This is a genomic window from Paenibacillus sp. 01T431 (genome assembly GCF_056398625.1).
Map to the genome: position 1 here is coordinate 158725 of NZ_JBFTPT010000009.1, position 14589 is coordinate 173313.

The 14589-nt window shown below is 44.9% G+C and carries 10 protein-coding genes; 9 read left to right on the forward strand and 1 reads right to left on the reverse strand.

The window, feature by feature from the left end; genetic code table 11:
• Positions 1 to 148 precede the first annotated feature (148 nt).
• From AC1DM9_RS18075 to AC1DM9_RS18115, 9 genes are all read left to right on the forward strand, one after another.
• Complete coding sequence (locus tag AC1DM9_RS18075) at positions 149 to 1759, forward strand: SWIM zinc finger family protein (RefSeq protein WP_441885945.1); 1611 nt, start codon at positions 149 to 151, stop codon at positions 1757 to 1759.
• Positions 1756 to 4656 (forward strand): DEAD/DEAH box helicase, encoded by a 2901-nt coding sequence (locus AC1DM9_RS18080; RefSeq protein ID WP_441885942.1) that lies wholly within the window; start codon positions 1756 to 1758, stop codon positions 4654 to 4656. The genes AC1DM9_RS18075 and AC1DM9_RS18080 overlap by 4 nt, the downstream gene beginning before the upstream one ends.
• Positions 4657 to 4665: 9 nt before the next feature.
• Positions 4666 to 4857 (forward strand): hypothetical protein, encoded by a 192-nt coding sequence (locus AC1DM9_RS18085; RefSeq protein ID WP_441885939.1) that lies wholly within the window; start codon positions 4666 to 4668, stop codon positions 4855 to 4857.
• Positions 4858 to 5050: 193 nt separating this feature from the next.
• Complete coding sequence (locus AC1DM9_RS18090; RefSeq protein ID WP_076270207.1) at positions 5051 to 6421, forward strand: extracellular solute-binding protein; 1371 nt, start codon at positions 5051 to 5053, stop codon at positions 6419 to 6421.
• 94 nt (positions 6422 to 6515) lie between these two features.
• Positions 6516 to 7397 (forward strand): carbohydrate ABC transporter permease, encoded by an 882-nt coding sequence (locus AC1DM9_RS18095; protein WP_477510633.1) that lies wholly within the window; start codon positions 6516 to 6518, stop codon positions 7395 to 7397.
• On the forward strand, positions 7397 to 8242 hold the full coding sequence (locus AC1DM9_RS18100) for a carbohydrate ABC transporter permease (protein ID WP_076270205.1): 846 nt from the start codon (positions 7397 to 7399) through the stop codon (positions 8240 to 8242). Before AC1DM9_RS18095 ends, AC1DM9_RS18100 begins: the two co-directional genes overlap by 1 nt.
• A gap of 19 nt (positions 8243 to 8261) precedes the next feature.
• Positions 8262 to 10073 carry a cache domain-containing sensor histidine kinase gene (locus AC1DM9_RS18105; RefSeq protein ID WP_477581441.1) on the forward strand — a complete coding sequence of 604 codons (1812 nt, stop codon included), beginning with the start codon at positions 8262 to 8264 and terminating at the stop codon, positions 10071 to 10073.
• On the forward strand, positions 10070 to 11710 hold the full coding sequence (locus AC1DM9_RS18110) for a response regulator transcription factor (RefSeq protein ID WP_477581443.1): 1641 nt from the start codon (positions 10070 to 10072) through the stop codon (positions 11708 to 11710). The genes AC1DM9_RS18105 and AC1DM9_RS18110 overlap by 4 nt, the downstream gene beginning before the upstream one ends.
• A gap of 31 nt (positions 11711 to 11741) precedes the next feature.
• Complete coding sequence (locus tag AC1DM9_RS18115) at positions 11742 to 13358, forward strand: glycoside hydrolase family 3 protein (RefSeq protein ID WP_477510635.1); 1617 nt, start codon at positions 11742 to 11744, stop codon at positions 13356 to 13358.
• A gap of 55 nt (positions 13359 to 13413) precedes the next feature.
• Here AC1DM9_RS18115 and AC1DM9_RS18120 read toward each other — a convergent pair whose 3' ends face one another.
• Entirely contained in the window at positions 13414 to 14556 is a 1143-nt protein-coding gene (locus tag AC1DM9_RS18120; RefSeq protein ID WP_076270201.1) for a YfbR-like 5'-deoxynucleotidase, read from the reverse strand.
• Between the last annotated feature and the right edge of the window lie 33 nt (positions 14557 to 14589).

Genomic DNA, 14589 nt, shown 5'->3' on the forward strand with positions numbered 1-14589 from the left:
GGAGATCTTCGCCGGTAAGGCTTTTTTTTTTTGCTGCTGCTTATTTCATTTGCAATTGTAATCCAGCTTTTAACGTCAAATGATGGCACCAGCCTTATTGGCTTGGTATAATAGTAAGAATGCAAGTGAACGGAAAGGAAGCGGGTGAATGTCTATGATGCACCTCAATGAAAAGCTGCACGCGCTAATTGAGCAACAACTGAACGTCCATGTTGAGACAACGATTATGAAGCGGGGCTGGCATTATTACATGGAAGGTAAAGTGAACAGCGCGAATGAGGGAAGCCATGATCATCTTTATGGGGTCGTGCAAGGATCGGATCTTTATGCGGTCATCCTTGATGCTGGTCAGCTGCGTTATAGCTCATGTACTTGTCCCTATACAGGATTTTGCAAGCATATGGCTGCTGTTTATTTTCAATATTGCAGTCAGCAGGAGGGGGGACATACACTGGCGGAGCGATCCTATTTTCGCTTGCTGGGGTTGTCTTCCGCGAGTGCGCTGCTCAAAAATACACAGGCTGCTGCACCACCTCCCGAAGCAGCGCCTGCTTTGCCTCGCGAGCCCGGTGAACAAGCTTCAGCTGAGGAGTGGCTGGAATGGATGGAAGCGACACATGGCGACGTATGGCGGAAATGCCGGCACTCTCTCCATGCGCTTCAACCATTATTGTCCTCATTAAAGGGGCTTGCTAAGGATTGGGAAAAAAGGATGCAGCGTTTGCATTGGTCAACAGCCATCATCTTTGTGCTGGAGCAAGCAGAGCGAGCGATCAATACGGTGGACTCGTTCAGCAGATATTATCATGAAATGTCGTTCATCCGGATGGCAGAGCCTTGGGTGGAGCATTTATATACATTGGTATCCGAGCTAACTCCCGAAGCAATGGAGCTGCGGGAAGAAGCTTGGGCGGATGCATTAATCGCTCGAGTGAAAGTATGGGCATCGAGTACCGAAAAGCAGCTTTTTGACTGGGAGTATATCTATTTAGTTTTATGCGAGAAGCTTTCAGAGAGCCGCAGCTGGTTTGAGCGGGAGTTAGCTTCGATGGTTGAGCTGTCGATGAATGAAGATGTCGAAGACGTCAATAAGGCATTTTTGCATACTGCGATTGGCATCATGTATTTTTTTGACAAACAGGATGAGAAGGCAATTGCTCATTTTGCATTAACAAGCTTTGAGCGCTCTCAGAAAGTGATGTATCCTTGCGCCGCACAGCGGATGGAAGAAGGGAAATGGGAGCTTGTAGAGCAGTGGATGAGCTTCTTGTTCGAGCGAATCAATAAATTGAAAAATGGCCGTTCGGTGGGACCGTTCGTTACATTATGCCGAAGAGCAGATCTTGACCGGCCTGAAATGCCGATATGGACCGATTATATGAAGCAATTGCTGCCCCATTCTTATTCAGAATTATCTGACCATTGGCTCGACCAGAAGCGTTATGATGAATGGGCTGATTTACAAATGCTGATTGGATCAAGCCCTGAGGATGTCGGCGCTCATGCGCTTCGAGAAATTGCTAAGCTTGCGCCTCGCGCGCTAATGCCCATGTATCATCAATCGGTTGAATCGTCCATCCAATCACGGAACCGTCAAGGCTACCGAATTGCGGTTAAGCAGCTTAAGAAGCTGGAGCGGTTATATAAAGCGGATAAAGATGAAGTGAGATGGAATCAATATATTTCTGGACTTGTAAGTAAGCATCAGCGATTGCGAGCATTTCAGGAAGAGCTGTGGAAAGGGAAAATAGTTACATGAGAACTTACATTGGCGCGCGCAAGTTGACGATAGACGGATTTTGGAATGAAGAAGAGGGTACGTCCATTTGGTTAAGCGCTGTCGATCGAAAGGATTCTGCGGATGGCAAGCTGCGATCCTTATTGTTCGCATGGCACAAGGCATCTTGGTATGGAGCGGATGTCGAGGAAGTCAGTGTAGGTGAGCGTAAGATGCTGAAGGTTCCGCCGCTCCTTGCCATTGATTATTTATCCTCGCCTCAGCATGTTCGCCTGCTTCAAGTAGAGTGGACGGAGCGTTTGACGGTCTTGATGCAAATGGCAGAGTTCATAAGAATTGCGCTTCTTAATGGTTGGTATATGCCTGATTGGGAGCGTTGGACGGAAGAGAAGCGAAGCTGGAGAATGGCTATTCCTGAGCAGGATACCGAGCGCAACCAGCAATGGAGTGCTATTGTAGCAGCTGCTAATCAGAACGGCGATAAAGGAATTGAACAGTGGATTAGCGGAGCAATTGAGCAAATGATTGAAGAAAACGAACAGGCTGCACAGGCTTGGAGGGAAATAGGCAATGCTTCTGGAGAAGCGGTGCTGAGGAGAAAAGCAGTTGATGAGGAAGATTGGCTCATTGCCATTGGGCTTAGGAAGGATGTCCTTCCATTCCGAATTGCGCTTCAGCTAGTGGAGCCGCAGGAGTCATCCATTTGGAGGCTTCGACCCGCTCTGCAAAATCGTGATGGTGGACCGTGGCTGCCTATTCGCCAGAATATTAGTCAGGATGGCTGGGAAGCGGATACGGATGATGGACAAATCATTCCGCAAGAATGGCTTCCGCTTCTAGATGGCAAGCTGGCTAAGGAGCAGCAGAAATGGATGAATGCTCTTCCTGATCTAACAGAAGCGGAAAACGACGGCAAGCTAAGATACACCTTATCGGATAATGAAGCATGGAAGTTTCTTGAGCATGCAAGCGTTCAACTGCTGGAGGCAGGTTGTCCGGTCTTATTGCCTAGCTGGTGGGAAGCGGTTCGCAATCGCAAGCTTCGTTTGAAGGCAAAGATGAAATCTTCAGTAGGCTCAGCGGCTCAGCCCATGTTTGGACTTGATCAAATCGTACAATTTGATTGGAAGCTGGCTCTTGGTGATGTGAATTTGACCGAAGCCGAATTTCTGCAGTTGGCAGAGCAAAACCGTCGTCTCTTCAATGTCGGCGGCGAATGGGTTCATTTGGACCCACAGGATGTGACGCAAATTAAACAGTGGCTGAAGCGGATGGGTAAACGCAAAGGACTATCATTCCGTGATGTGCTGGAAATGCATTTAAGAGGCGGCATCCCGCTCGATGACAGCGGTGAGCTTGATTCGTCTATGGACACGGAAGTTGAGCTGAATGACCATTTAACGGCATGGCTCACGCAGCTGCAGCAAATTAAGGAAATACCGCAGGCGGAAATTCCAGCTACGTTTTTGGGAGAGCTTCGACCATACCAGCATGAAGGCGTATCGTGGCTGCTTTTTCTTAGGAAATTCGGGCTTGGCGGTGTGCTTGCAGATGATATGGGACTCGGAAAAACGATTCAATTTATGGCTTACCTTGTCTATATTAAGGAGAAGAAACTTCAAATGGGAGGGCCTTCGCTGCTTATTTGCCCAACTTCAGTAATAGGCAACTGGGAGAAGGAGCTCGAGCGTTTTGCACCTTCGCTTAATGTCATGCTGCATTACGGCAACAAACGGGAGAAAGGCGAATCATTCCGCGATTCCGTTTCAGGGGCAGATTTGGTCATAACTTCTTACTCCTTGGCACAGCTGGATGAAGATGATTTGTGTTTAGTGGATTGGGATGCTCTTTGCCTCGATGAAGCGCAAAATATTAAAAACGTATATACAAAACAATCTACAGCAATAAGGAGGCTGCCTTCGAATCATCGCCTGGCTCTGACAGGAACGCCGATGGAAAATCGATTGACAGAGCTCTGGTCGATTTATGATTTTATAAATCCGGGTTATCTTGGCAATATGACCGAGTTCCGCAAGGAGATCGTCACACCGATAGAGAAAACACGAGATGAGAAGCTTATTGCTGGCCTTCAAAGCTGGGTAAAACCATTCATGCTGCGAAGAATTAAGAAGGACCCTTCGATTCAGCTGTCTTTGCCGGATAAAAATGAAACGAAGCTGTATATGACGTTGACAGCTGAACAAGGCGCGATGTATGAAAATTTAGTCGCAGACCTCCTTGAGAATTTGGATAAACTAGGTCCAATGCAGCGCAGAGGGCTCATTCTTGCAGCTTTAACCAAGCTGAAACAATTATGTGATCATCCTTCCCTGCTTAATCATGAGGATACCGCTGCTTTATGGGAAATAGAACGTTCGAATAAAGTAGCAAGGCTGCTTGAAATGTGCGAGGAAATAGCTGCCGAAGGTGAACGCTGCCTTATCTTTACCCAATATATCGATATGGGGCACCAACTGAAGCAGCTGCTTGAGGAGCGAATAGGTTTGCCGGTTCCTTATTTGCATGGCGGCGTGCCTAAGGTGAAGCGGGATCAAATGATTGAGCAGTTTCAAAATGCGGAGGAGCCGTGCTCTGCATTTGTCCTTTCACTAAAAGCGGGGGGAACGGGTCTTAATCTGACCGCTGCAAACCATGTTTTCCATTTTGACCGGTGGTGGAATCCTGCCGTTGAGAACCAAGCGACCGACCGGGCATTCCGAATCGGCCAGACGAAAAAGGTTCAGGTGCATAAGTTTATTACACTCGGAACGCTTGAAGAGAAGATCGACGAGATGATTGAGCGAAAGCAGTCGCTTAACGATCAAGTGGTCGGTCAATCGGAGCAGTGGATTACGGAAATGTCTACTGAGGATCTTAGGGAGCTTTTTGCACTGCGAAAAGGCTGGCTAAAGGGATGAGGGATATAATTGTCGGATGGCAGTTTACGTGCTAAGCAAGAAAAATTGCAGCTTGAAGCTCAAATAACGAATAGGGAAGATAAAATATCACATAATGAAAACAATATTATAGTGGAAAATAACCATATACAAGGTTCTATTCCAGAGTGGCAGCGATTTTATGAGGTTGTTAGAGGGATAACGAAGGATATGCGTCACTAAAACGTAAGATTAATTTACATAGCCCGTCGGGAAAAGTAACCCGACGGGCTATAAGATTTTATCCCTCTTTTGAAAAATGAGAGAATTGTCTCCCTAACTCGTCGTTTTTTTGACCTCCTTTGAATTGGTTCTGCAGGACTATAATAAATGTGCGAGGCAAACAAGCAACACCATAAACGAGGAGGTCTTCCCAATGAAAAAGAGATCTACACTAATTGCCACTACGCTGCTTTCCCTTATGATTGTCGCATCGGCGTGCGGCGGTAACAATGCTGGTAAAGGAAATGAAGGCGCTGCAACAAATGCCCCAACGAATGCAGCAACGGATGCTCCAGCAACCGATGCACCAGCAAAGGACGTAACATTGTCCCTTCGACACACTCAAATTAAAGAAACAAGCAAAACTCGTTTGAAAATTCTTGAAGATGTTGTTGCAAAAACACAAGACGAAAATAAAGGTCTTACTTTCAAGCTTGAAGGTATTGACGAGATCGTTAACCGCGATCAAAAGCTGAAAGCTGAAATGGCTGCTGGCAACCCTCCTGATATTTTTGAAGTATTCGGTGGAGCAGACCTTAACCTTTATGTAAAAGCTAACCGCATGCTTGACTTGACACCAATCATTGCAGAACTTGGTCTTACAGACAAATTTGCAAGCTTGGACGAGTTCACTGTAGATGGCAAAGTTTATGGCCTTCCTTTCGGCGGCTATAGCGAAGCGATTTTCTACAACAAGAAAATTTTCTCTGAGCTAGGCTTGGAAATTCCTACAACTTGGACGCAATTGGTTGAAATCTCCGAAAAAATCAAAACAGCTGGCTACACACCACTTGGTTTGGCTGCTAAAGACGGCTGGGTAAACGGTATGCTTTGGAACACAGTTATGGAGCGTAACGTTGGTATCCAAGCATTCAGCGATGTTGTTGCTGGTACTGCAAAATGGACTGATCCTAACTTCGTTAAAGGTCTAACTTCATATGCTGAGCTTGTTAACAAAGATTTCTTCACTAAAGGTGCTCTAGGTCTTGCTTATGCTGATCAAGGCGCGCAATTGCTTTCTGGTAAAGCTGCAATGGTATTCACAGGAACTTGGGATGCTAACCGCTTCTCAGGCGACGAAGCTGGCGATCTTAAAGGTCAAATCGGTTACTTCGGCTTCCCGTCAATCGAAGGCGGCGCTGGCGACCAAACTTCAATCAACGCATCATACTCAAACGGCTTTGGTTTCTCTGCTACGCTAACTGAAGATCAAATTGCAGCAGTTAAGAAATTTATCGCTAACTTCTATTCCGAAGAGGTTCAAAAACGTACTTTGGTAGAAGACAAATTGCTTCCTTCTTTGAAACTAAGCGATCTATCTGGTGTTGACCCGCTTACAACAGAAATCTTGACGGTTATGGCTAACGCTTCCAGCTCATGGAAAGCTTATGATGCAATCGTTCAACCAGCAGTAGGCGCTGACATTAACGTTGGTATTCAAGAGCTTATCGGTAAAGTAAGCACACCAGAAAAAGTAGCTGCAAAAATTCAAGCATCGCAAGATAAAGCGAACGCAGCTAAGTAATCGCAACACATTATATTCGATCCTGCTATGCAAGAGGGTGTGCTTCCTTCCTGGAGGGCACCCTCTTTTAACGCTAGGACAAAAGGAGGACATTATGAACAGAGCGCTCAAAAATCCGATTACTTACGTGGCGTTCATTATTCCGACGCTTGCTTTATATGCTTTGTTTTTTGTTTATCCCGTTATCGTATCTTTTTTTTACGGTTTCTTTCGTTGGGATGGCATTACTGAGAAGGTGTTTATCGGATTTGATAACTTTACGAGATTGTGGCAGGATGAAGTTTTTAGAAAAGCACTTTTAAACAACTTTTATTTCATGGCGTTTTCCCTAATCGTGAACATTCCGCTCGTCTTCTTGATTTCGATCATTATTAGTAAAGTTAGACGGATGCGTGACTTTTACAAATCGGCCGTATTTGTGCCGGTTGTTATATCGACGGCTACTGTAGCCATTTTGTTCGGTGTTTTGTACAACTATGATTCAGGAATGATCAATCAATTAATTCGTCTTGTTGCACCAGAAAGCTGGGCGCGCGAATGGTTGTCTGATCCTAAGCTTGCAATGCTCTCGATTCTTATCGCGAATGCATGGCAAAATATCGGCTTCTTCATAGTACTTTGTTTGGCAGCAATTCTAAACATTCCGAAAGAAATTATCGAAGCTTCTAAGCTGGATGGCGTAACCGGCTGGCAAGAAACATGGATGATCACATTGCCGCTTGTAAGACCAATCCTATTTGTAATGCTGCTTCTTTCTGTTTCGGGAACGATGAAGGTGCTTGATATCGTACAAATCATGACGAACGGCGGTCCTTTCCAATCCACAGAAGTTATGGCGACTTATATGCTTAAAGTTGGCTTCCGCTCTCTTGAACTTGGATATGGCAGCGCGATCGGTGTTGCGATGTTCATTATTATTTTGATTCTTACGGGTATTTTACAGCGCATCACAAAAAGCGAGGAGGTGCAGTACTAATGGAACGTTCCCGAGGCACACAATGGTGGATGCATACATTTTTAATGGGGTATGTTGCAGTAGTGCTCTTCCCTCTGTTATGGTTATTCATGTCATCATTCAAAACAAACCGTGAAATAACAGTAAATACATGGTCTTTGCCAACTAGCTTTAACTTCGATAACTATATCGCTGCTTGGGAAACGGCTAATATTGGTAAATATGCGCTGAATAGTACAATTGTAACCGTTGCAGCTTGTGTATTGACGCTCCTTTTTGCAGCGATGACCTCATTTGCGATTGCGCGGATGAAATACACGAAGATGAATAAAGCTGTTTATAATTTCATTTTACTTGGCCTAATCGTCCCAGCGGGTGCATTGTTTATCCCGTTGTACCGTTTAATTCAAAAGATCCATTTGTTTGGACAGCCATTATATGATACACATTGGTCATTAATTTTGGTATACACCACATATGCTTTGCCGATAACCGTGTTTATTATTTATGCATTTATGCTTTCGATTCCAAATGAGCTTGAGGAAGCTGGCATTATGGACGGGCTAGGCGCAAGCGGTCTGTTCTTCAGAATTATTATTCCGATTTCGATGCCGGCACTAGTTACTGTATTTATTTTAAATTTCATTGGCAACTGGAACGAATATATTTTGTCCCAACTATTTATAACATCTGAATCACTCAAAACACTGCCAACAGGTATGGCAACCTTTAATGATGGCTATCGCACAAACTTTGCATCGCTGTCTGCTGCGGTAATCATAAGCATTATTCCGGTCCTGGTTGTGTATGTGTTCTTGCAGCGTCAAATCATTGAAGGTATGACGGCAGGCAGTGTGAAGGGATAAGAAAGAAGGAGCCTCCTAGATGAACTTGAGACCGAAATTGATGCTTGCATTCATATTTCTGATCGTCATTCCGATGATTGGCCTCGGCATATTCTCATTTATTAACTCTGAGACGCTGCTGGAGAAAAAGTATAGCGAGCAAACCGAAATTTCTCTCAGGGCTGTAGGAGGCAATATTCATTATTTCTTTCGAGAGCTTGATCAGCTATCCGATGGTAATTTAACGAGCACAGAGGTGCAGGAAACACTGAAATACAGCTCGTATAATTCCAATGATGCCGGCACGCTCATTCAAATTAACCAAGCAGAGAAAGAAATGAAACGGATTTTGTTCCAACACCCTGCTGTCAGCTTTGTTGTGCTGTATGCGAAGGATGGGACGATGTTCCGCTCTTACCGCAACGATCCGACGACGTTCAAGCCTATTTCCTTTGATATGCTCAAACAGCACTCTGTCTATAAGGATGTTATGAATCTTGGCGGACGTCCGCTTTGGATTGGACCTTATGAACAGCGTGAGCTGACAGGTGTTGAACCGCCTCTATTTACACAGATTCGAGTCGTTAAGGACATTGAGTCATTTAATGATTTGGGCGTAATGATTACGCAGTACAAAACAGAAGAAATATCGAGCATGCTTAAAACCTTTCAAAACCCGCAATCCAATGCAGCCGAAACAAGATACCTCATTGTCAATAAAGCAGGCCTTATTATGCTAGACAGCAAAAAAAAGATGGATGGTCATAATATAAATGAACAGACCGATTCATTGCCTCAGCACACGAATAACTACAATAGCTCGCGAGAAAAGTTTGAAGGTATAGACAGTCTTGTTTCTTCCTATCAATTGGATCGCAATGGTTGGATACTTGTGTCCATAAAGCCTTGGGATTCACTTACTAACGAAAATGTTCGGTTTGTCCAGTGGATTGGAATGATTACGGTCCTTGGTTTGCTATCGGCGGTGTTGTTCAACGTCTTTTTTGTTAACCGAGTAGCGAAAACGATCATTAAAGTTGTTCGTAAAATGAGATTGGTTGAGCAGGGGTTGCTTGATATTCGAGTAACCGCTCAAGGTAAGGATGAAACCGTTCTACTGGCCAATAGCTTCAATAGTATGGTTGAGCGAATCGGCAATTTGCTAAGTGAAGTGCGCAGAGAGCAGGCACGTAAGCAGCATGCGGAAATGATGCTTATGCAGGCACAGATTAAACCGCATTTCCTATTTAATACGCTTGAATCAATTAATGCACTTGCAGCTCAAAATGAAGGCGCGAAAATTATGTTGATGGTGCGCAGATTAAGCAATCTGCTTCGCACAAGCATGCATCAATCCGAAGAAATAAGGATCAGCCAAGAAATTGAGCATGTCCGCAGTTATTTGGAAATTCAGAAATACCGCTTCGAGGAGCTTTTCTCATACGAATTGAATGTCCCGGCAGAAGCACTTGATTTCTCCATACTAAAGCTTTCGCTTCAACCGCTCGTAGAAAATAGCATTCAGCATGGGTTTGATGGATATGAAGACGGACAAGGCAGGATATCGATTGATGTAACTGCTGAGCCTCATCAGATCGTCATTATGGTTCGTGACAACGGATTAGGCATGAGCTCCAGAGTGCTGACTAAGCTGTCAGCAGAGTCAGACTCTGAAAGCAAGCATACGGATGCTGCGCAAATGGGTGAGAGAAGAGGACTTGGATTACGAAATGTTGCAGATCGCTTGCGCATACATTATGGTCCTGCGTTCGGTTTGTGGATTTGTAGTCAAGAAGGCAGCGGGACCGTTATTCGCTGTGTAATTCCGAAGAGCAGAGGTGATCAGCTATGACGGGTAAAGTACTCCTAGTTGACGATGAGGCACATATTACGAGAAATTTAGAAAAAGTTATTCCCTGGGAAATGCTAGGGCTTACCGTTGGCGGTACAGCTAAAAATGGTGTTGAAGCGTTAGAGCTTATGGAGCAGCAACACTTTGACTTATTGCTGTGCGATATTCGCATGCCGGTTATGGATGGTTTGGAGCTTGTTCGGCATATCCGTGATAAAGCAATGGCTTGCGATATTATTATGCTGTCGGGATATCAGGATTTCGCTTATACGCGAACAGCAATTCAATTTGGCGTCAATGATTATGTGTTAAAGCCTATACCTTATGATGAATTGACTGGTGTTATTGCTAGAGTAATGTCTACTCAGCGCAGTAAGCAGAAGCTGCAGCAGGAAGAGAAGCAGAAGCTCGGCCGGATGATCGATCTCGCTAGCGAGAAAATTTTGTACGATATTATTATGGATTATACCGATGTTACTGCAGATAATTGGCTCTTGACCGGAGATGAACAGCAGCTCAAGCGGCAGCAGTTCGTCTTAATTGTGCTTGATCTTGATGTAAGCTCGGAGAAGACGAAGGATTGGCGTGACTGGTCCGATAAGGAAAGAAAGCTGTGGAATTTTGCTGTATGTAATGTACTGCGTGAGAAGCTGCAGCAAAATGGGCTGCATCATGCGGTCATTCAAATTCGAGATGGTGAGTGGTGTGTACTCATTGAAACGGAGAAAACGGCTGAATTTGATATTGCCTTCATTAAAAACTGGGCAGACATGTTGTTGTCTGCGATTAAGAGCCATGTAAAGCTGCATTTATTTGCAGGTATTTATCATAAGTTTGCAGCGGTTGCTGACTTATCCCAAGCCTATAAGCTAGTACAGCAAGGGATGCAGCTTACGCCTGTCCATGACATTATCGCTATTTATCCATCCGCTCAGCAAAAATCATCGCAAGCAGATCAAGCGTTTTGGGATACTGCGGAGAAATTAATTGGAGCGGTTAAACGCGGGGATACGATAAGCGTAGACAGCGAGCTTCAAAGTATTACGCTGCTGTTGCAGCGAATGAATGAGCCTTCATTAAATCGTGTCAAGCCGCTGCTTCATTTCTTTGTCCTGCATCTTATGCGTGAGATGAAAGAAATGGGCGTATTTACTCGCGAGCAAGAGGATATGCTTTGGCGCAGATTGGATCGCCGCTTTGGCATTAAGGATTTATTATCAGTTATTCGTCAAGTTACGAATACGGTTTCGGAGAAATCTATGGATAAGAAAAAGCAATCGGAACGTTCAATGGCTGAAGCGAAAGCCTTTTTGGACCGCAATCTTTATCGCGATCTAAGTGTTGAAGAAACGGCAACTCATGTCGGTTTAAGCACCTCTTATTTTAGTTTATTGTTCAAGCAGACTTTTGGCGAAACGTTTATCGAATATGTAACGCGGCAGCGGATGGAGCGCGCGAAGGCGATGCTTGGGGAATCACTCAAGAGCGTTGCACAAATCGCGAAGGAAGTCGGTTATGCGGAGCGGCGATATTTTACAAAAGTGTTTATGAAATATACAGGTGAGAATCCTACCGATTATCGTACGAGACGGCAAGAGGGCGGACAACATAACGAGGCTTTGAATGAGCCGTCGTAATAGGGTTGATAAGTGAAGGGACGGGGAAGCATTGACGACAACGCGTGAGTGGGATAACTGGAGCTTGAAGAAGAAGGTTGGACAATTATTTGTATTTGGTTTTCATGGCTTTGAGCCAACGGCGCAAATCAAGCAGTTAATTGAAACGAGCGGCATTGGCGGAACGATCTATTTTTCCCGCAATGTGAAGGATGCTAAGCAGGTGCACAAGCTTAGCGGCGAGCTTCAAAGCATCGCAAGAAAAGCTGGCAATCCGCCTCTATTCGTAGCGATTGATCAAGAAGGCGGCATGGTTGCAAGACTAGTTGACGGTGTAACGCTTATGCCGGGCAATATGGCACTTGGTGCAACCGGCGATAAGGAGAGCGCTAGAGAGACAGCATTTGTATGTGGTGAAGAGCTTCGTCAATTGGGTGTTACGATGAATTATGCGCCTTGTATTGATGTTAACAATAATCCGGATAATCCTGTTATTAATGTACGTTCGTATAGCGACCGCTCTGATGTCGTTGCGGAACTCGGAGCAGCCGCAGTAGCAGGCTATCAAGCTGCACGAGTTGCTGCGACTGTTAAACATTTTCCAGGGCATGGCGATACGGCGGTGGATTCCCATCATGCGCTGCCGATATTGCTGCATGGGCGTGATCGGTTAGACGCGATTGAGTTGAAGCCGTTCCTAGCTGCAATTGAAGCAGGCACGGATTGTATTATGACAGCGCATGTTTGCTTGCCGGCGCTTGATCCATCAGGCGTGCCGTCGACTTTGTCTGAGCCTGTCATCACGGGATTACTGCGCAAAGAGCTTGGTTATGACGGGATTGTTGTGACAGATTGTTTAGAGATGGATGCGATTGATAAAACCTATGGTCCAGAGCAGGGCGCTATTAAAGCGCTGCAAGCGGGAGCCGATATGGTACTGATCAGCCATACATTTGAAAAACAATGGGCTGCACTTGAAGCCGTTGTGCGTGCTGTTGAGAACGGTGAGCTTGCAGAAGCTCGTATTAACGAGGCGCTTAATCGGATTATGACACTTAAGGAGAAGCTTGTGCTTGAGGGGCCTTTGCTGCCATGGTCACAAGTGGAATGGGAAATTGGTACGGAAGTAAATCGAGCGGTTGCAATTAAATGGAGCGAGGCTTCAGTTACATTAGTAAAAGACGATGGGCCATTGCTGCCATTAAGCCGCGAGAAAAGCACGCTCGTATTGTGGCCCAAAATTGTCCCTGTTTCGGTGGCTGACGAAATGCTTTCAGGTGACGGCTCATTAGGTCACTTTCTTGGAGAGTATGGAGCTAATATCGTCGAGCGTCAAATGGATGATGATCATCCACTCGCTGATTTGGAAACATTCTCACAAATCGTCGTTGTCACTTACGACGCTTCCAAGCATCCGGTAGAGCGCGATATTGCACGCGAGGTCGTAAAATTGGCACCGGAGCGTACGATAGCTGTGTCGGTTCGGAACCCGCTTGATCTATTGCTATACCCGGAAGTAAAAACGTACATGGCAGTGTATGAGTGTCGTCCACTCGCGCTAGCTGCTGCTGCGAGAGTATTGTTAGGTGATCTTATGCCGCAAGGCAAGCTGCCGTTAGAAATATCGGCTGCATACCCATTCGGCTGGAGTGCTGCTGTTCATAGCTAATATAAACCAAAGCTGGGCCGCGAGATATATCTCGCGGCCATTTTGTATTGAAGACTTATTGTCCAATTAAATTGGAATAGGTTAAGTCATGCAAAATATAAGCCAGGAAAAAAACAACACAGTCATTCTCATAGCGATGCTGAACCTTCACCAGCTGGTTATAATAAGTATCAGCGTAATGAGGGTTATTTCGCATCTCAAGGCTTGCTTTGATTAAGGCGTCCAGCTTGTCGGAAATATCAACGAGCTCGCCATTTGCATCTGCTGATTTGCTGTGTACTATGAATTCGGTCATATCTTCATGAAAAAACGATGGAAGCTTATTAATCATGAACTGAGCGGTTTCTTTCTCGTATTGCTCGAAAGCGTGCTTAATGTCTGGATTATTGTGCTTGAAATTCGATACAACATCGCCGGATAAAGCTTCAGGCAAATCATGAAGGGCAGCTTTGGCGAGCAGCTTATAGAGATCGATATTTTTATTGCCGAAGCGCTCGATTTCAAGCAGCCCATTAAACAAAGCAAGTGAAGCGACTCGGAAGGAATGTGTCGCATCATTGTCTGGAACGAGATTATAGCTGCCGTTCCATCTTTTTACGGTATCGAGATTCATAATGTATTGGATAAATTCATAAAAGCCATCATGTTTATCGTATTCATCGAGCAGCCAGTGTATGGATGGAAGCTCTGTGCTTCGCAGCACTTGTTCGAGCTCCTTATATTTGGCATGAAAAAAAGGATTCGTGTCATAACGGGATTCTCTGTGGCAATACAAATAGGCATCCAGCGTATCGATGGCATCAACTAATCGTCCAATAGGTGAATCATCTTGCGCATGGACGATAAAATCGAATGCTTGAGCCTGTAGAGACTTGGATAGGTACGAGACAATCTCCTTGCTAAGTTCCATTTCGAAGTCTCGGATATGATTCATAACGAGCGATTCTTTTTTGGTGACATGCTTAATGGAGCCGGTGCCCGTGTTTTTGAGATCACCCCATAAGCATCTTCCTACAAGCTTCAGCTTATCTAACGGCTGCTTGAATATTTTTTCTTCAATAATACCAATCAAAATAGACAATGCAGCGCATCTAAAGCTATGAGCGGAGGCGTTATCCTCAAATCGTGGAGCATATTCGCTCCATCTAGGTACATATTGCATCCGAATGATCGTATTGGTGAATTTACCGTTTTTCATAAATCGGGCTCCTTTTTAGTCGAAGTTCAAGAG

What these genes read in the sequence shown, in the direction of transcription:
- AC1DM9_RS18075 (WP_441885945.1), top strand. Translation starts at nt 149, where the DNA reads ATGTCTATGATGCACCTCAATGAAAAGCTGCACGCGCTAATTGAGCAA.
- AC1DM9_RS18080 (WP_441885942.1), top strand. Translation starts at nt 1,756, where the DNA reads ATGAGAACTTACATTGGCGCGCGCAAGTTGACGATAGACGGATTTTGG.
- AC1DM9_RS18090 (WP_076270207.1), top strand. Translation starts at nt 5,051, where the DNA reads ATGAAAAAGAGATCTACACTAATTGCCACTACGCTGCTTTCCCTTATG.
- AC1DM9_RS18095 (WP_477510633.1), top strand. Translation starts at nt 6,516, where the DNA reads ATGAACAGAGCGCTCAAAAATCCGATTACTTACGTGGCGTTCATTATT.
- AC1DM9_RS18100 (WP_076270205.1), top strand. Translation starts at nt 7,397, where the DNA reads ATGGAACGTTCCCGAGGCACACAATGGTGGATGCATACATTTTTAATG.
- AC1DM9_RS18105 (WP_477581441.1), top strand. Translation starts at nt 8,262, where the DNA reads ATGAACTTGAGACCGAAATTGATGCTTGCATTCATATTTCTGATCGTC.
- AC1DM9_RS18110 (WP_477581443.1), top strand. Translation starts at nt 10,070, where the DNA reads ATGACGGGTAAAGTACTCCTAGTTGACGATGAGGCACATATTACGAGA.
- AC1DM9_RS18120 (WP_076270201.1), bottom strand. Translation starts at nt 14,556, where the DNA reads ATGAAAAACGGTAAATTCACCAATACGATCATTCGGATGCAATATGTA.